Origin of the sequence: Kineococcus indalonis, from assembly GCF_009906395.1 — a bacterium.
In the GTDB taxonomy this organism is placed as follows: Bacteria; Actinomycetota; Actinomycetes; order Actinomycetales; family Kineococcaceae; genus Kineococcus; species Kineococcus indalonis.
The window spans coordinates 1-17,560 of the sequence record NZ_JAAALM010000027.1 but is presented as its reverse complement, the minus strand read 5'-3'; the positions used below and the strand labels follow the sequence as shown (position 1 = coordinate 17,560).

Below are 17,560 nucleotides of genomic sequence, written 5' to 3'. Positions count from 1 at the left end.
GGCGGGGGCGGGGGCGGCGACTGACGCGCCCCCGCCCCCGCCGGCGCGTCAGCCGAACAGGCGCTGCCCGCCCGCGGTCAGCCACCAGTTCTGCACGGCGAAGTCGGCCGGGTCGATCGTGCCGGTCCCCTGCGCGCGGTCGATGAGCAGCTGCCGGATCTCCGCCTGCTCGTCGTAGACGACGGGCGCGGTGGCGACGTGCGGGAACCCGCCACCGCCGGAGCGGCGGTAGTTGTTCACGGCGACGACGAACTGCTGGTCGTCGGCGACGGGCGCACCGCCCAGGGTCAGCGACGCCACGCGCGAGCCGGCCGGCTGCGCCAGGTCCAGCTCGTACTCCACGCCCGCGAGCTGGTCGAGGTTGTAGTCCGGCGTCGCGCCGGTGGCCAGCGACTCCGGGGCGGCCGCATCCCCCGGCGGCACGCTGGCGTAGTAGCGCGCGGACTGCTCCAGGTAGTCGCGCACCTGCGCGCCGGTCATCCGCACCGCCTGCAGGGTGTTGTCGTACACGTACAGACCGGCGACGTCCTTGACGGTGACCTCGCCGCGCGGGAAGACCGCGGTGCGGCTGAACGGCGCGGCGATCGAGAGCACCGGCAGCTCCGCGTCGGGCGTGCCGGCCAGCGCCTCGCGCACGGTGTCGGTCTGCACGTCCTGGATGAAGTCGATGATCGGGGTGTCGCGCCAGCGCGAGTCGGTGGCCGGCAGCTCCTCGGTGGAGGTGGCGACGACCTGGTCCACGTACTCGACCGTCTTGCGGTGCTCCTCGGCCACCGCCTCGACGACCTCGGGGTCCTCGGGGGCGTCGGCGGCGCGCACGTCCTGCACGTCGGCGCCGCTCAGGGAGTACCGGCCGCGCTCCTCGGCCAGCTCCAGGCGGGTGACGGTCACCGAGGCACCCCAGCGGTACGGCTGGGTGACCAGCACCCGCTTGCCGGGGGTGGCGGTGGACTCGATCCACGCCTCGGGCAGGTCGCGGTGGCTGTGACCGGCGACGACGACGTCCACGCCGGGGACCTCGGCGGCGACGCGGTCGGTGACGTTCTCCGGACCCAGGTCCGCCTCGCTGTAGGAGGACCCGCCGCTGCGCCCGGAGTGCGAGAGCACCACGACGACCTCGGCACCGGCGGCCCGCATCCTGGGCACCTCGCGCTGCGCGGTGGCGACCACGTCGTCGAAGGTGAGCTTCCCCTCGACGTTCTGCTTGTCCCACACGGCCGAGCCGGGGGTGGTCAGGCCGAGGACGCCGACCTTCACGGTCCTGCCGCCGCCGGTGGGCTTCACGTCGCGCAGCACCCACGGGCGCAGGTACGGCGTGCCGGTGCGCTGGTCGAGCACGTTGGCGCCCAGCAGCGGGGCGTCCAGGTCCAGGCGGTACTTCGCCAGGGTGTCCAGGCCGTAGTTGAACTCGTGGTTGCCCACCACCTGCGCGTCGATGCCGATGGCGTCGTACGCCTGGGCCATCGGGTGCTCCACGCCGGTGGCGGTCACCGGCTCCTGGCGGGCGTAGTAGTAGGTCAACGGGGTGCCCTGGATGGCGTCGCCGTCGTCGACGACGAGCGTGGAGGCCTCGCCGCGCTCGGCGCGCACGCGGTCCACGATCGTGGACACGCGCGCCAGGCCCAGGCCCTGCCCGGCGGGGTAGGGCTCGCCGGCGAAGTAGTCCCAGTCCAGGACGTGGCCGTGCACGTCGGTCATCGACACGAGCGTGATGGAGGGCGGGGCGGGCACGGCGGCGGCGCTGCCGGCGCCCGCGGTGGCGCCGAGCCCGGTGAGCAGGGCGGCGGCGCTGAGGGCGGCGCCGGTGCGCCGAGCGCGCCGCCCGGGGGTGGGGGGAAGGTGCATGGAGCCACTACACCGCCTCCAGGTGACCGGGAGGTTGCGGACCCGCCGGGAGGTTGCGGACCCGCCGGGAGGTTGCGGACCCGCCGGGGGAGCCGCCGGGCGGCGGGCGCCCGCCGTCAGGCGGTGAGCTGCAGCGCCAGCACCGCGGCCGCCGTGCAGGCGGTGGCGCCCACGGCGCCCAGCGCGGCGAAGCGCGGCAGCGCGATGCGCACCCCGCGCGCCCGGCAGCGCTCCAGCCACAGCAGCGTCGCCAGCGAGGCCCACGGCGTCACCAGCGGGCCGAGGTTCACCCCGGCGAGCACGGCCACCAGCCGCGGCGCGCTGCCCGCCAGCGGCTCGACGGCCAGGTAGGCCGGCAGGTTGTCCAGCGCGTTGGCGCCCACCGCCGCCGTCGCCGCCAGCCGCAGGTGGGCGCCCAGGCCCTCCCCGGTGCCCGCCGGCGCGCGCAGCAGCCCGTCCAGGCCGTGCGCCCGCGCCGCCTCCACGACGAGGAACAGCCCGGCCACGAGCACCACCGTGCGCCACGGCAGCAGCGACAGCCGCAGCACCGCGCGCCGGCGCCGGGCGAAGACCGCCACCAGCACCAGCGCCGCCACCGCGGCCGGCACCGCCGGCTCCACGCCGCTGACGAACGCCGGCGCCAGCAGGCAGCACACCAGCGCGGCCGTGCCGAACAGCACCGGGTCGCGCGCCGACCCCGGCGGGGGAGCGCCGTACCCGCCGCGCAGGGAGCCTCGGTGCGCCAGCCCCAGCACCAGCACCGCCGTCAGCGTGCCCGCCAGGAACGGCGCCCACGTCAGCGCCGTGAAGGCCGCGGTGCCCGAGACGCCGAGGCGCTCCAGCTCGTCCAGCGCGATGAGGTTGGTGAGGTTGGACACCGGCAGCAGCAGCGAGGCGGTGTTGGCCAGCCACACCGTCGTCATCGCGAACGGCAGCGGGTCCAGGCGCAGCTGCGCGGCCAGCGCCAGCACCACCGGCGTCAGCAGCACCGCGGTGGTGTCCAGGGAGAGCACCACGGTGGACAGCACGCCCAGCAGCACCACCAGCAGCCACAGCCGGCGGGTGCGCCCGCGCCCGCCGCGCGCGGCCAGCCGCGCCGCGGCGTCGAAGACCCCGGCCGCGTCCGCCAGTTCCGCCACGACCGTCACGGCCAGCAGGAACGCCAGGACGGGTCCGGCCCGGTGGGCCACCTCGGCCAGCCCGGCCGGGCCGACCAGGCCGGTGGCCACGGCGACGGCGCCCGCCAGCCCGCACAGCCACCACACTCAGCGACCCCCCGGCCCGCCCGCGGACCGGACCCGGCCGCGGTCCGCGGGGCGGCTCACGGGGCCTCGACCTCCAGCGTCCACGGCGCCCCGCGCCGGACCGGCTCCAGCAGCTTCGCCCCGAACGCCTCGACGGCGGCGTCCAGCAGCGCGGCGGGGGTGCGCGGCGGGCGGCCCGTCCGGGTCAGCAGGTGCCGGGCCAGCAGGCCGCGGGTGTGCTTGGCGGCGTGCGAGACGACCCTGCCGTCGCGCAGCACCCGCACGGCCACCGTGCGCGCGGCGGTGGCGGCGTCGGGCACCCAGGCCGCGGCGTACGCGGCCGAGCGGCAGTCCACCACCAGTCCCGACGGCTGCAGCACCGCGGCCAGGTGCGGGCGCCAGAACGCCGCCAGCGGCCCCACCCCGGGCAGGTCGGTGCCCATCGACAGGCGGTAGCCGGGCACCCGGTCGCGCGGGCCCAGCACGCCCCACAGGGCCGAGACGACCAGGACGCGCCGCGCGGCGGCGGCCGGCAGGGACGGCAGGTCCAGGGCGTCGTGCAGCACGCCGGTGTAGACCCGGGCGGCCGGGGCGGCGGGGCGGGTGCGCAGCGTCGTGTTGGCGCGCACCACCTCCGCCAGGCCGGCCCCCGCCCCCAGCAGGGCCGGGGCGTCGGGGCGCGCCGAGACGGCCACGAGGGCGTCCAGGACCTGCTCGCGCGCCGCGCTCAGCTCCGGCCGGTGCAGCGCGCCCAGGTCCACCGGTGCCCCGCGCGCCGGCCCCGCCCACTTCGACTCCGAGGGGGGCAGCAGCACGAGCACGAGGGGGCAGCCTAGGGGCGCGCGCGTGCTCCGGTGCCCCCGGGTGGCGGTACCCTCGTCGTGGACGAGTCGGCCGGGCGGTCGCGTCGGCCCGGGCGACCGGGCCGCCGAGGAAAGTCCGGACTCCACAGGGCAGGGTGGTGGGTAACGCCCACCCGGGGTGACCCGCGGGACAGTGCCACAGAAAGCAGACCGCCTCCCCGGCGCGAGCCGGGGCGGTAAGGGTGAAACGGTGGTGCAAGAGACCACCAGCGCACCGGGTGACCGGTGCGGCTCGGCAAACCCCACCCGGAGCAAGACCAGACAGGCAGCGTTCGAGGGCGGCCCGCCCGAGCTGCCGGGTAGGTCGCTGGAGGCGTGCGGCGACGCACGCCCGAGAGGGATGGCCGCCGCCGGCGGGGGTCCTCGGACCCGCCGCCGGGCACAGGATCCGGCTTACAGGCCGGCTCGTCCGCACCCCCCACCGCCCGGGGGACGGGTGCGCCCCGTCGTCAGCGACGATGCGTCACCGGATCGGCCGATCGGGTGAAAGTACCCCCATGCGGAGTAGGTCAAACACTACTCTCTGAAGTCATCAGGACACCGTCGGGCGCAGTCGTCCGGCGGCGACACGTGGGGGGAACCACATGGCAACGAAGTCGTCCCGCAGCGCCCGGGGGGTCGGGCGCTTCACGGCCGCGCTCGCGGCGGCCACCGCGCTGGGCACCACCGTCGGCGTCGCCCCGGCGAGCGCCGCGCCCGAGCTGCCCGACCTGGTGGTGACCGACGTGTCGCCCGCCGTCGGCTCCTACGTGCAGGGCTCCCGGGTCGTCTTCCAGGCCACGGTGCGCAACGTCGGCACCACCGCCAAGGAGTGGGGCGCGGTCGTCGGGGTCTCGTTCGCCGTGGACGGCCGCGTCGTCAGCTGGTCCGACGACTCCGCCACCAGCATCGCCCCGGGGGAGTCCGTCACCCTGCGCGCCAACGCCGGCCCGACCGGTTCGAACACCTGGGCGGTGAGCGCCGGACACCACACCGTGCGCGCCTGGGTCGACGACGTGGACCGCATCCCCGAGGCCGACGAGCGCCGCAACACCCTGCAGCGCAGCGTCCGGGTGCAGCGCGCCGGGGCCAAGGCCGTCACCGCGCGACCCGCCGCCACCCCCGAGCGCTTCCGCGCCACCCACGACGCCTCCGTCGTGGTGTCCTGGCGCGTGCCCGCCGGCCAGCCCGCCGGCACCACCTACACGGTCGTCGAGCGCCCCGGGGCGCAGAGCTTCTGCACCGACCCGGTCGACGTCGCGCCGGTCACCACCACCGGCACCTCCGTGACCGTCCAGCAGCAGCTGGGCACCACCTGCAGCGGCCACGCCTCCGGCCACACCAGCAGCTTCACCGTCGTGGCGCACCCGCCGCGCGGCGGCGCCGTCGAGTCCGCCGCCTCGGGCACCTGCGAGCAGGTCAGCGGCACCGACGTCTGGGCGCCGGGCGCCCCCGAGCGCTTCTGGGCGCTGGCCTGCGAGGGCTTCCCCGAGCTGCGCGACACCGCCACCGCCTCCTGACCGCGCGGCCCCGCCGCCCCCGCCGTCCCGGCGAGGGCGGCGGGGCAATTCCCGGTGCGCGCACCGCGGTCCGTGGTGGACTCCCCGCGCCAAGGTGGCGGCGGCGGGGAGGGGGGCTCCCCGCCGTGCTGAAGGAACCGGGGGGTTCGACGTGCCCAGATCCACCACGACAGCACCGGCGGCGCGAGGGGCGGGACGAGCGGCCGCGCGGCGCGGCCGCCGGCGCCGCCCGGCGCTGGCGCTGCTCACCACCGCCGCGCTGGCCGGCGCCGGGCTGGTCACCGGCCCGGCCGCCCAGGCCGCCGCCTACGACCTCGTCGTCACCGACGTGCGGCCGGTCCTGGCCGGCACGCAGGCCACGGGGTCCCAGGTGCTCTTCCAGGCGACCGTGCACAACCGCGGGAACGCGCCCACGCCGGCCGGCGTCGTGCACGGCGTGGCCTTCACCGTCGACGGCCGGGTCGTCTCCTGGGACGACACCTCCACGCGGTCGCTGCCGGCGGGCGCCTCGCGCACCCTCACCGCCTCCGGCGGCCCGGCCGGCCGGAGCACCTGGACCGCCGGCGACGGCCGCTTCACGCTGGGCGCGTGGGTCGACGACGTGGACCGCCTGCGCAGCGAGGCCGACGAGGGCGACAACCGGCGCTCCACCGAGCTGCGCGCCACGCCCGTCAAGCCCGTCACGCAGCTGAGCGCGGCGCCGGCGCTCACCCAGGCGCAGTTCGAGCAGACGCACGCCCGCACGGTGCGGCTGTCCTGGCGGGTGCCCGACGGGCAGCCGGCGGGGGTGCGCTACCGGGTCCTGGAGCACCCCACCGACCCGGACGCCACCTGCAGCCCGGACGTGCCCCTGGACAAGGGCGTCACCACCGGCGCCGCGCTGACGTTCGACGTCGAGAACGGCCTGAACTGCTCGCCCCACGTCGAGGTCCGCGACGTGCAGCACACGGTCGTGGCCGAGGCGCCCGCGGGCGGACCGGCCGTGACGTCGGCGGCCTCGGGCGGCTGCCGCTGGGTCCACGACGTCGACAGCTCGTACCCGCAGCAGGCGTGGGACCTCGGCTGCGCCGGCTCCCCGCAGCTGCACGACTTCACCGACCCGGTGCAGGGGCTGGTCGACGCCGGTTCCGCCGCGCCGCAGGGCAGGTGGGAGGAGGACCACGGCTTCACCGGCGGCACCGCGCACACCAGCGCGTTCCCCGGGCTGGCGCCGGAGCTGCAGACCTCCCGCTGGGGCTGGACGCGGTACTCCGTGCCCGTGGACCCCGCCCGCGGGGACGGCACCTGGACCGTGCGGCTGACGTTCGTCGAGCCCACGTTCACCGCACCGGGCCGCCGCGTGTTCGACGTGCGCGTCGACGGCCGGCTCGTCGCGGACGACCTGGACGTCTTCGCGCGCGTGGGCCGCGGCAGGCCGTACGTGCTGGAGACCACCGTCCCCGCGACCGGGGACACGGTCGAGATCGTGCCCACCCGTCGGGTGGACAACCCGATCGTCGCCGCCGTGGAGGTGCTGCGCTGACGAGCGCTCCGGCGTGCGAGGGCCCCGCCCCCGGCAGGGGCGGGGCCCTCGCACGGTCCCGTCACGGCGCCGACGTGCCGTCCGGCGCCGGGGCGCGGTTCGCGCGCCACGCCTGCCGCAGCCGCGCGTTGGCCGGTTCGGGCGCTGCGCCGCACACGAGCTCGTGCAGCACCCGCGCACCGACCTGGTCGGGGTCGTCGCCGGCGGGCTCGGCGTGCCCGTCGCGCACCCGCCAGCGGTCGGGCACCGGGATGGAGCCGGCCAGCACCGCGTCCTTGGCCAGGTCCACCCGCCGCCCGCCGCCCGGGGCGCGGTAGGCGTGCACGGTGGCGCCGCAGCGGGCGCACTCCTGCTCGGCGTACGGGCGGGCGGCGGCGCGCTGCGCCATGCGCGCGACGTGGCGCAGCACCTCCGAGGACTGCTGGCCCAGCGTCGGCGGCAGCCCCGCGGAGGCGCTCGCCGGCGCGCGCACCGCCCGCGGGGCGCGCGCCGCGCTGAAGCGGGCGGTGCAGCCGGCGCACACGCTCACGACCACGCCGAGGCGCTCCTGCGGCCGGACGTCCTCCAGCCCGCCGCAGAACGCGCAGACCGGCTCGGCCCCCGGGCCGTCCGGCACCTGGTGCTCGCTCACGCCGCCAGCATGCCCGTCACCGCGGACACCCGCGCCACCCGCCCCGCCCGCACCGGGTTCAGCCGCGCAGGGCCGGCACGACCTCGCGCTCGAACAGCTCGATGCCGCTGGTGTCGGTGGCCGCCTCGGCGAAGTTGAGGATCGGGTACGTCATGCCGGCCTCGACGATCGGCTTCAGCTTCTCGACGATCTGCTCGGGGGTGCCCACGCACGGGGTGCTGGGGTCGAGCCCGGTCAGCTCCCGCTCGACGGCCGCGGCGCTGACGTGCCCCTCCAGCTGCGCGCGTCGGGCGGCGACGCGCTCGGCGACCTCGGCCTCGTCGCGGCCGATCGCCACGTTGTAGTTGGCGCTGCGGGTGATCCCCGAGAAGTCCCGGCCCAGGTCGCGGCAGTGCTCCTCGAGCACCCGCGACTTGTGGGTGAACCCCTCCAGCGTGCCGTCGAAGTTCGTGTACTGCGCCCACTGCGCCGCGTACCGCAGCGTCTTGCGCTCGCCGCCGCCGGCGATCCACAGCGGGATGCCGCCCTCCTGCAGCGGCAGCGGACGCACGATCGCGCCGTCGGTGGTGTAGTGCTCGCCGGCGAACGTGGAGACCCCCTCCGTCCACGCCTGCCGCATGATCTGCACGCCCTCCGCCAGGCGGGCCAGGCGCTCGCCGGCGCCGGGAAAGCCGTAGCCGTAGGCGAGCCACTCGTGCTCGTACCAGCCGGCGCCGATGCCCATCTCCACCCGGCCGCCGCTGATCACGTCGACCGTCGCGGCGACCTTCGCCAGGTAGGCGGGGTTGCGGTAGCTCATGCACGTGCACATCTGGCCCAGCCGGACCCGCTCGGTGGCCGCGGCGAAGGCCGCCATCAGCGTCCACGCCTCGTGGGTGGCCTCCTCGGTCGGCTCCGGGACCGTGTGGAAGTGGTCGTAGACCCAGATGGACTCCCACACGTCCCCGGCGTCGGCGCGCTGCGCCAGGCCGCTCATCGTGGACCAGTGGTCGGCGGGGGCCACCCCGACCAGGTCGTGCCGCCAGCCCTGGGGGACGAAGAGTCCGAACCGCAACGTCGCGTCGCTCATGGCCGCGACCCTAGTGCCCCCGGGCCACCTCCCGGGCCTGGCCGGGGGTCAGCCGCGCCGGCGCGCCGCGGCCAGCGAGGCGGCGCCGATGATGCCGGCGTCGTTGAGCAGCCCCGCGGGCACCACGGGGGTGCGCAGGTCCAGCAGCGGCAGGAACTTCTCGTGCTTCTTGCTCACGCCGCCCCCGATGACGATGAGGTCCGGCCACAGCAGGTCCTCCAGGTGCGAGTAGTACCGCTGCAGGCGCTTGGCCCACTGCTGCCACGACAGGTCGTGGCGCTCGCGCGCGGAGTCCGCGGCCTTCTTCTCGGCGTCGTGCCCGCCGATCTCCAGGTGCCCCAGCTCGGTGTTGGGCACCAGCTTGCCGTCCACGATGATCGCGCTGCCGATGCCGGTGCCCAGGGTGGTGACGACCACCACGCCCCTGACGCCCTTGGCGGCGCCGAAGGCCGCCTCGGCGTAGCCGGCCGCGTCGGCGTCGTTGACGACGAGGACCTCCCGGCCCAGGGCGTCGGAGAACAGCGCCTCGGCGTCCGTGCCGATCCAGGAGGGGTCGACGTTGGCGGCGGTGCGGGTGATGCCGTGCTGCACGACGGCGGGGAACGTGATGCCGACGGGCGCGTCGGCGGGCACGCCGGTGAAGCCGGCGAGGACCTGGGCCACCACGGGCGCCACGGCCGCCGGGGTCGCCGGCTGCGGCGTCGCCAGGCGCACCCGCTCGGCGCGGAACTCGCCGGCGAGCAGGTCCACGGGGGCCGCCTTGATGCCGGAGCCGCCGATGTCCACCCCCAGGGCGAGGGCCGGCCGGGCCGGGGAGGGGGTCTCGGGCAAGCCGCTGCTGGACGCCGTGGGGGTGCTCACCCCGCTGAGCCTAGGCAACGCCGGGCCGCCGCGTCTCGCGGACGCACCAGCGGCGGCCGCCCGCTCCTCAGCGCAGCGCCCGCGCGCTGCCCTCCGCGGGCACGAGCACCCACAGCGCCACGTAGGCCAGGAACTGCGGCCCCGGGATCAGGCAGGACAGCACGAACAGCAGCCGCACCACGTTGGACGGCAGTCCGAAGCGCCGTGCCAGGCCGGCGCACACGCCGGCGACCACCCTCCCGCGGGCGGGACGCACCAGGCCGTTCACGGGGCTCTCCTCTCGTCGGGCGCCCCCGGGAGCCGGGGGCACCGGGTCAACGGGCGGGGCGGGCCCCGGGTGCCCGGCGCGGAGTCCCGGTCGAGGTGCCACCACACCTCCTTGGTCACCGAGAGTGATGAGATGTAGCGGCCAGTGCCTCGCACTGGTGTGTCCGGTGGCTCTTGCAGGCATCCGTGTGACGCTGCGTGCCCGCTCGCCGCGTCCGACCTACTTTCGAGGAGACAGCGGCAGCAGGGAGGGGTGCGACAGCACCCGGGGCCCGCCGGGAAGCCGCCCCGGTCGTCGACGGTGACGCGCCCGGTCCAGCGCGACCCACCGCGCCGGCCGCCCACCAGGACCACCGAGGGGGACCCGTGCCCGCACCCGCCCGCGCCGCCGTGCGCCGACCGACCACGCACCGGGCGGCTCTGCTCGTCACCGCGGTCGCGCTCGCGACCACCGCCGCCTCCTCCGCGCTGGCCGCCTCCGGTGCCCTGGTCTGGGCCGCCTGCGCCGTCGTCGCCGTCGGCCTGGGGCCGGTGTTCCTGACGCGCCGCGGCCCGCGCCCCGGCCTGGCGCGCGCCGCCGGCCAGATGGTGCTCAGCCTCGCCCCCGTGCTGCTGCTCACCCTGGTCTACCCGCTCGCCACCGCCGGCTTCGAGGGCCGCTCCGTCGGCGGCGCGCCGGTGGCCACCCTGCTGCTGGCCTCCTCGCTCACCGTGCCCTGGCTCAGCCAGTCCGTGTGCATGCCCCTGTACCGCGCCCTGGGGGAGCTGAACGCCGGCGACGACGCCCGCGCCGCCGACGACCGCTTCTGCGAGCACTGGCCCGCCGCGCTCGTGCAGAGCCTGCCCGTCCTGGCCCTCTTCGCCGTGCCGGCCGCCCTCGTGCTCGGCCTCGGCCCCGCCGCCGTCGGCGCCTACCTGCTGCTGTGCGTGCTGCACGTCGCCTTCGCGCAGTCCCTGGTGGTGGCCAACACCCCGCAGCGCCGCCGCCTGTGGGCGCTGGCGTGGACGGCCTACGCCGCCGCCCTGCTCGCCGCCCCCGCGCTGTGGTTCCTGCCGCCGCTGGCCGGCCTGGTCGTGCAGCTGCTCGCACTGCGCCGCTCCCTGGTGCGCGTGCGCCGCCCCGCCCGCCTGGAGCACGCCGACGTCGCCGCGGACCTGCTGCGCGGCCTGCTGCTCGGCGCGGTGCTGTGGGGCGACAAGTTCGTGCTGTTCCTCGCCTCCGGCGCCCACCTCGCGGTGCAGACGATCTTCACGGCCCTGCTGCCGGTGGTGCTGGCGTACAACCACTACTTCGTCCGCCTCGCTCCCGGCTTCGACGCCTCCGTGGCCCGGGTGCGCACGGCGATGGAGCAGGACACCTTCGCGGTGCTGACCGAGCGCTCGCGGGCCCTGTACGGCACCGTCGTCGGCTCCGTCGTCACCACCGGGTCGGTGGCCGCGGTCCTCGGCCTCCTCGTCACCGCCGTGGTCGCCGCCCACGACCCCGCCGCGCTGGCCCTGAGCGCCACCGTGACGATCGCCTCCTGGTTCCTGCTGATGATCACCGTGCTCTGCTACAAGCTGGACTACATCGGCCGACGCCTGCCCGCCCAGGCGCTCAGCGCCGTGCACCTGCTCGCCTGCGTCGTCGTCTTCACCGCCGGGACGCCCGCGCTCGAGGCCTACGCCGCCCTCGTGGTCGCGGACCTGGCGGTGTGCGCCGTCGCCCTCGCGCTCTGCCTGCGCCACTGGCGCACCCCGGAGTACACCCTGTTCTGGCGGCTGGCGACCTCCTGGTGACGGTGGCGAGAGCCGCTCGCACCGCCGCCCGACCCGCCGCCCGCACCGCCCCGCCCAGGAGACAACCCGTGTACAGCACCCACCGCAGCAACGGCCGCGACGCCGTCGTCACGACCACCGTCACCGAGACGACGGCCGCCGGGACCACGACCACCACCACGACCAGCGCCGGTCCCACCACCGCAGCGCCGACCTACGCCGACGTCGACGTGGCGATCGTCATGGAGTCGACCTACCCCTACCTCAAGGGCGGGGTCTCGGCGGTCGTGCACGACATCGTGCGGGGCAACCAGGACCTGACGTTCGGGATCATCCACATCACGTGGGACTCCCGGGCGCCGCACGAGGACCTGTACGGCGTGCCCGACAACGTCAAGTGGATCGCGCCGGTGTACCTGAGCATGCAGGAGCACCGCGAGGACTTCATGTCCCTGACCCCGAGCCGGCTGGGCATGCGGGCACCGGCGCGCCGGCGGCTCGCCCACCGCGTCGTCGACGCCCTGGAGGCCGTCGTGGCCGGCGACGTGGAGCCCCTGTGGCGCCTGTACGACGAGGGCATGAACCCGCGCACGCAGAAGTACCCGATCTGGGCGCTGCTGGGCACCCGCGAGTTCATGGAGGTCCTGCGCGACCGCCTCCCGCAGCTGGGCCTGCCCCTGACCGACACCTTCTGGCTCATGCGGGAGTTCTTCTCCCTGGCCTTCGCGGTGCTGTCCGTGGACGCCCCGAGAGCGCGGGTCTACCACGCGCACACCACGGGCTACGCCTCCCTGCTGGGTGCGGCCGCCGCCCGCCAGCACGGCACGAGGTTCCTGCTCACCGAGCACAACCTGTACGTGCGCGACACCGTCAACACCCTGCTGGAGCGCAGCATGGCGCTGCCGCTGACGGCGGAGGACTACCGCACCTTCGACGTCACGCCCACCCAGCGCGCGTGGATGGCCTGGTGGACCGAGATGGGGCGCTTCTGCTACCCCAGCGCCGAGACGATCACCTACCTGTACCCGGACGCCGTCACCGAGGCCGCCGACCTCGGCGCGCCCGTCGAACGCAGCGTCGTCGTGCCCAACGGCATGGTCGTGCGTGAGTTCGACGAGGTGGCCCGCCGCCGCGAGGAGGCGCTGGCGGACATCCTCTCCGGCGACCCGGGGCGCACCTGGCGCTTCGTCTACATCGCCCGCGTGGTGCCCATCAAGGGCCTGGCCGACCTCGTGGACAGCGTCGCGCTGCTGGTGGGGCGCGGGGTGACGAACTTCGTCGTCGACGTGCTCGGCCCCACCGACCACACCCCCGACTACTACATGCTGTGCCGGGACAAGATGCGCCGTCGGAACGTGGAGGACCACTTCGTCTTCCACGGCGTCGTCGACGTGCGCCGGGCCCTGGGCGACTTCGACGCCCTCGTGCTGCCCAGCTACAACGAGGGCCAGCCGATCGTCGTGCTGGAGGCCATGACCGCCGGCATCCCCACCGTCGGCACCGAGGTCGGCGGCATGGCGCAGCTGGTCGGCGACACGCTCACCACCGGCGGCGGGCGCGAGTGGGGCGAGTGCGGTCTGCTCGTCGAGCCGGGCGCGCCCGAGCAGATGGCCGACGGGATGCAGCGGCTCATGGAGGAGCCGGCCCTGTACGAGCGGCTGGCGCGCAACGCCCGCGGCCGGGTGGACGCCTTCTTCCAGCTGGAGGACGCGGTGGGCGCCTACAACCGGCTCTACAAGGAGCTCGGCGGCCTGGAGGTCACCGCCCTGGAGAGCGGCCCGCAGCCGGCCGGCGAGGAGCACCGGGTGGTGGACCTGCGCCCGTTCGACGCCCCGCACCCGCCGGTCCTCACCCCGGAGCAGCTGGCCGTGCTGCGCCGCTTGGTCGCCGGTGCCCGCGTGGAGGTCGCTGCGGGCCACGCCGGCACCGGCGGCCCGGACGGGGCCCCGGAGCTGAGCGCCGGGCAGCTGGAGGCGCTGCGCCGCTTCGTCGCCGACGGCGGCGCGGGCGCGCCGCTGCACGAGTCGCCGGAGTTCACCGCCGAGCAGCTGGCAGTGCTGCGCCGCTTCGCCGGCTGCTGAGCCCGACCGCTCGTCGCCCCCGGCCGGGGGCGACGAGCGGTCGGGCTCAGCGGGCCGCGGGTCCGGCGCCGGGTCAGGCCAGCGGGTCGCGCACGAACACCCCGCCGTGGTGGGGCTCGAGCACGACCTGCTCCGGCGCCGGCCGGCCGTGCCCGTCGAGGAGCCCGGCGGGCACCTCGTAGCGGATCCTGCGCCGAGGGGCGGAGTTGAGGTTCACCGCCGCCCAGCCGTTGGTGAACCGCCGCGAGTAGCAGTTGCCCCGCTGGCGCGGTCCCTCCACCGGCTCGCCGAGGTCCCAGTCCAGCTCGGGGATCCACGGGGTCGCGGAGTACCCGTCGTGCGCGGTGGCCGAGAGCGCGGCGTCCGCGCCGCCGCCGAAGACCCACAGGGCGGCCAGCCCGTAGCGGAAGTTGGGGTGCTCGTCCGTGCCGTCGCCGGGCACGCGCAGCACGCTCAGTCCCGGCCCGGTCAGCTGCGGCATCTGGGCCAGCGCCGTCTGCGGGTCGAAGTGGTCCTCCGGCGTCCAGCCCAGCCAGACCTCCTCGAAGCCACCGCCGTGGGCGGCGTGCCGGTGCCAGCGGCCCGGCTCGCGGCGGGACTCGGCGATGTTGGGCACGAGCAGCTTGCCGGCGGCGTTCAGCCGCCGCCCCGCGCCCACCACGAGCTGCTCCAGCGCCTCGCGCAGCTGTGCCATGCCGCGCCCGCCCTCGATCGGCGGGGCGATGCCGTAGTAGTCGTCGAAGACGTCGTTGTCGGCCATGACGCCGTCGAAGGGTGAGCCCTCGAGCTCGTCGGCGACGTTGTCGCACCAGCGCTCGCGGTACTCCTCCTCCCACACGGCCATCTGCCAGTGCCCGGGGTAGGTGCTCCACTCGATGCGGCTGCCGTCCAGGCGGTGGGCGAACCAGTGCTCACCGCCCTCCTCCGCCTCGCCGTGGCACACCCCGGAGCTGAACACCGGGCCGGGCTCGTAGGAGCGCGTCGAGGACAGGCACTTGTAGGCCAGGACCGTCGTGCCGGGGGAGCGCTCCTTCAGGGTCGCGGCCGCCGCGCGCTCCCAGGGCTGCAGGACCGCCACCCGGTAGTGCTGCGCGGCGAAGTCGACCTGCTCGGGCGTCAGGGGGTCGCCGTAACGGATCCAGGCGCCGTGGCGTCGGGGCATGCCCCGACCCTAGCGGTGACCCTGTGTCGCGCGGCCTCACCTCTGGGTGGTCGCAGGGCGGGGCGGGCCCCGGGTGCCCGGCGCGGGGCGGGGTCCGGCTCAGGGCAGGGTCAGGACCTCGGCGCCGGTCTCGGTGACCACGATCGTGTGCTCGAACTGGGCGGTGCGGCGGCGGTCCCTGGTGACGACCGTCCAGCCGTCCTCCCACATGTCCCACTCGTGGGTGCCCAGGGTGAGCATCGGCTCGATCGTGAAGACCATCCCCGGCTCCATGACGGTGTCGTGCGCGGGGGCGGCGTCGTAGTGCGGCACGACCAGGCCGGAGTGGAAGGCCGGCCCGACGCCGTGGCCGGTGAAGTCGCGCACCACGCCGTAGCCGAAGCGCTTGGCGTACGCCTCGATGACGCGGCCGACGACGTTGATCGCCCGGCCGGGGGCGACGGCCTTGATGCCGCGGCGGGTGGCCTCGCGCGTGCGCTCCACCAGCAGCCGGGACTCCTCGTCGACCTCCCCGCACAGGTAGGTGGCGTTGTTGTCCCCGTGCACCCCGTCCAGGTAGGCCGTCACGTCGAGGTTCACGATGTCGCCGTCGCGCAGCACCGTGGAGTCCGGGATGCCGTGGCAGATGACCTCGTTGACGCTGGCGCACAGCGACTTGGGGAAGCCCCGGTACCCCAGCGTCGAGGGGTAGGCGCCGTGGTCGCAGAGGTACTCGTGGCAGACGCGGTCCAGCTCGTCGGTGCTCACGCCCGGGGCGACGAGCTTGGCGGCCTCCTCCATCGCCCGCGCCGCCAGCCGCCCGGCGCGCCGCACCCGCTCCACGGTGCCGGGGTCCAGCACGTGCGGGCCGGTGTAGGGGGCGGGGGCGGGCCTGTCGACGTACTCCGGCCGCGGGATCGAGGCGGGCACCGGCCGCCGCGGGCCCACCGTCCCGGGGACGAGGTCGCCGAGGGGGGCGGTGCTTCCGGGGCTGGCGGTGCCGGTGCTCATGGCACGATCCTAGGTCGCGTGCGCGAGCGGGCCGCAGGGGCGAGGATGGCGCGGTGAGCGCCGGACCGTTCTTCTACGACACCCGCACCGGCGAGGTGCAGGACGAGCAGCACCGCGGCCCCTCCAAGTACCTCCTGGGCCCGTACGCCACCCGCGAGGAGGCGCAGCGCGCCCCCGAGCTCGCCCGGGCCCGCACCGAGGCGGAGGACCTCAGGGACGAGGAGGAGGACGACTGGTGACCCACCCGGCGCCGGCCGGCGCCCCCCGGCGGGGGCACCCGCGGGTCCGTCCTCGGGTGGATGCCGCGGGCACCGGCCCGCGGGCAGGATCGTCGTGCCGCCCGGGCTCCTAGGATGAGCCGGGCGTGGCAGCAGTCGAGGACGAGGGGAACCGCCTGATGTCGGAGTCGCTGGACCTGAGCAAGCCGCTGACGCCGCCCGCGGCGCCGGCACCGGCCGCGAGCGACCTGCAGCTGACGCCCCCGGCCCCGGTCCCCGTGGTGGCCGACGAGCAGGCCGAGAGCATGATCCCGCTGGACGAGGCGACCCGCGCGGAGCTGGGGCGCAAGGCGCAGGCCTTCGTCGCCGACCTGGCCGCCCAGGACCCGCGCAGCCCCGCCTTCCAGAAGCGCGTCGACGACATCACGCGCATGGGCGAGCAGGAGGTGCGCGCCTCGGCGCAGGTGTCCAACCGGATGCTGGAGCGCCCGGCGTCCTCGCTGGCCGGCGCCAAGGGCCAGAAGGCCTCCGGGCCGGGCGCCGACGCGCAGGTGAAGGTCGCCAGCACGCTGCTGGACCTGCGCCGCACCGTCACCGAGCTCGACCCGGGCCGCGCGGACCTCAAGGGCGTCAAGAAGGTCCTGGGGATCATCCCCATGGGCAACAAGGTGCAGCGCTACTTCGAGCGCTACCAGGACGCGCAGTCCCAGCTCGACGCCATCATCAAGGCCCTCGCCAGCGGCCAGGACGAGCTGCGCAAGGACAACGCCTCCATCGAGTCCGAGAAGCAGCACCTGTGGGCCACCATGGGCAAGCTCACCGAGTACGCCACGCTGGCCAAGGCGCTGGACGAGGCGACCGTGGCCAAGGTCGAGGAGCTGCGGGTGAGCGACCCGCGCGCGGCCGAGGCCCTGACGGCCGACGCGCTCTTCCCCATCCGCCAGCGCCACCAGGACCTGCTGACCCAGCTGGCCGTCAGCGTGCAGGGCTACCTGGCGCTGGACCTGGTGCGCAAGAACAACATCGAGCTGATCAAGGGCGTGGACCGCGCGCAGACCACCACCGTCGCGGCGCTGCGCACGGCCGTCATCGTCGCGCAGGCCCTGGCGAACCAGAAGCTCGTGCTGGACCAGATCAACGCCCTGAACACCACGACCAACCAGATGATCCTGTCGACCTCGGAGATGCTCAAGCAGCAGACCGGGCAGATCCACCAGCAGGCCTCCACCGCGATGGTCGACGTCGCCACGCTGCAGAAGGCCTTCGACAACGTCTTCGCCACGATGGACGCCATCGACACCTTCAAGCAGCAGGCGGTGCAGAGCATGGCCAGCACGGTCGACGCCCTGGAGGGCCAGGTGCACCGCTCGCGCTCGTACCTGGAGCGGGCCCGCAACGCCGAGGACGGCGGGGCCGGGCCGGCCCTGCCGGGGCCGGGGCGGTGAGCGGGGTGGCCGAGCGGGCGCCGCGCCGGCTGCGCGAGCAGCGGGCCGCGGAGCAGGCGGTGCTGCAGGCCCAGCGGGCCGCGGAGCAGGCGCTGCAGCACCGCC

General features: G+C 75.7%; 15 protein-coding genes and 1 other RNA gene. 7 read left to right on the top strand and 9 right to left on the bottom strand.

The genetic code is table 11. The features are described from left to right. Positions 1 to 48: 48 nt before the first annotated feature. The 3 genes from GTR00_RS03015 to GTR00_RS03005 form a co-directional block, all read right to left on the bottom strand. Positions 49 to 1,845: a bifunctional metallophosphatase/5'-nucleotidase gene (locus GTR00_RS03015; RefSeq protein ID WP_166610169.1), complete on the bottom strand. Its 1,797-nt coding sequence runs from the start codon at positions 1,843 to 1,845 to the stop codon at positions 49 to 51. Positions 1,846 to 1,961: 116 nt separating this feature from the next. Beyond that, entirely contained in the window at positions 1,962 to 3,110 is a 1,149-nt protein-coding gene (locus tag GTR00_RS03010; RefSeq protein ID WP_166610168.1) for an SLC13 family permease, read from the bottom strand. 56 nt (positions 3,111 to 3,166) lie between these two features. Next, positions 3,167 to 3,910, bottom strand: a complete 744-nt coding sequence (locus tag GTR00_RS03005) for a YaaA family protein (protein WP_166610167.1) — start codon at positions 3,908 to 3,910, stop codon at positions 3,167 to 3,169. 65 nt (positions 3,911 to 3,975) lie between these two features. Between GTR00_RS03005 and rnpB the strand changes: the two genes are divergently transcribed. The 3 genes from rnpB to GTR00_RS25475 all read left to right on the top strand — a co-directional run bounded on the left by rnpB (position 3,976) and on the right by GTR00_RS25475 (position 6,973). Continuing rightward, positions 3,976 to 4,364: RNase P RNA component class A (gene rnpB, locus GTR00_RS03000), an RNA gene on the top strand. A 172-nt stretch (positions 4,365 to 4,536) separates the two neighbouring features. Further along, the gene (locus GTR00_RS02995) at positions 4,537 to 5,451 is read left to right on the top strand and encodes a CARDB domain-containing protein (protein ID WP_166610166.1); all 915 of its coding nucleotides are present in this window, start codon (positions 4,537 to 4,539) and stop codon (positions 5,449 to 5,451) included. Positions 5,452 to 5,602: 151 nt separating this feature from the next. After that, positions 5,603 to 6,973, top strand: coding sequence for a malectin domain-containing carbohydrate-binding protein (locus tag GTR00_RS25475; RefSeq protein ID WP_166610165.1), 1,371 nt, complete (start codon positions 5,603 to 5,605; stop codon positions 6,971 to 6,973). 61 nt (positions 6,974 to 7,034) lie between these two features. On the opposite strand, the gene GTR00_RS25470 is transcribed toward GTR00_RS25475, so the two are convergent. The 4 genes from GTR00_RS25470 to GTR00_RS23380 form a co-directional block, all read right to left on the bottom strand. Beyond that, positions 7,035 to 7,604, bottom strand: a complete 570-nt coding sequence (locus tag GTR00_RS25470) for a DUF6083 domain-containing protein (RefSeq protein ID WP_166610164.1) — start codon at positions 7,602 to 7,604, stop codon at positions 7,035 to 7,037. Positions 7,605 to 7,662: 58 nt separating this feature from the next. After that, a complete protein-coding gene (locus GTR00_RS02980; RefSeq protein WP_166610172.1) occupies positions 7,663 to 8,658 on the bottom strand; it encodes an LLM class F420-dependent oxidoreductase in 996 nt (331 codons plus the stop codon). Positions 8,659 to 8,721: 63 nt separating this feature from the next. Then, positions 8,722 to 9,504, bottom strand: a complete 783-nt coding sequence (ppgK, locus tag GTR00_RS02975; RefSeq protein ID WP_166610171.1) for a polyphosphate--glucose phosphotransferase — start codon at positions 9,502 to 9,504, stop codon at positions 8,722 to 8,724. Between the two features lie 97 nt (positions 9,505 to 9,601). Then, positions 9,602 to 9,802, bottom strand: a complete 201-nt coding sequence (locus tag GTR00_RS23380; protein ID WP_323132168.1) for a PspC domain-containing protein — start codon at positions 9,800 to 9,802, stop codon at positions 9,602 to 9,604. A 365-nt stretch (positions 9,803 to 10,167) separates the two neighbouring features. Between GTR00_RS23380 and GTR00_RS02965 the strand changes: the two genes are divergently transcribed. Further along, the gene (locus GTR00_RS02965; protein ID WP_166610162.1) at positions 10,168 to 11,580 is read left to right on the top strand and encodes a hypothetical protein; all 1,413 of its coding nucleotides are present in this window, start codon (positions 10,168 to 10,170) and stop codon (positions 11,578 to 11,580) included. Between the two features lie 68 nt (positions 11,581 to 11,648). Then, complete coding sequence (pelF, locus tag GTR00_RS02960) at positions 11,649 to 13,640, top strand: GT4 family glycosyltransferase PelF (RefSeq protein ID WP_205704924.1); 1,992 nt, start codon at positions 11,649 to 11,651, stop codon at positions 13,638 to 13,640. Positions 13,641 to 13,713: 73 nt separating this feature from the next. Here the strand turns inward: pelF and GTR00_RS02955 are convergent, their stop codons facing one another. Together GTR00_RS02955 and map are read right to left on the bottom strand one after the other, a co-directional pair. Continuing rightward, positions 13,714 to 14,802, bottom strand: coding sequence for a putative glycoside hydrolase (locus GTR00_RS02955; RefSeq protein ID WP_166610161.1), 1,089 nt, complete (start codon positions 14,800 to 14,802; stop codon positions 13,714 to 13,716). A gap of 99 nt (positions 14,803 to 14,901) precedes the next feature. Beyond that, complete coding sequence (gene map / locus GTR00_RS02950; RefSeq protein WP_166610160.1) at positions 14,902 to 15,792, bottom strand: type I methionyl aminopeptidase; 891 nt, start codon at positions 15,790 to 15,792, stop codon at positions 14,902 to 14,904. Between the two features lie 53 nt (positions 15,793 to 15,845). On the opposite strand from map, the gene GTR00_RS02945 reads away from it, so the two are divergent. Next, entirely contained in the window at positions 15,846 to 16,031 is a 186-nt protein-coding gene (locus tag GTR00_RS02945; RefSeq protein ID WP_166610159.1) for a hypothetical protein, read from the top strand. Positions 16,032 to 16,189: 158 nt separating this feature from the next. After that, positions 16,190 to 17,455 carry a toxic anion resistance protein gene (locus GTR00_RS02940; RefSeq protein WP_166610170.1) on the top strand — a complete coding sequence of 422 codons (1,266 nt, stop codon included), beginning with the start codon at positions 16,190 to 16,192 and terminating at the stop codon, positions 17,453 to 17,455. Positions 17,456 to 17,560: the final 105 nt, after the last annotated feature.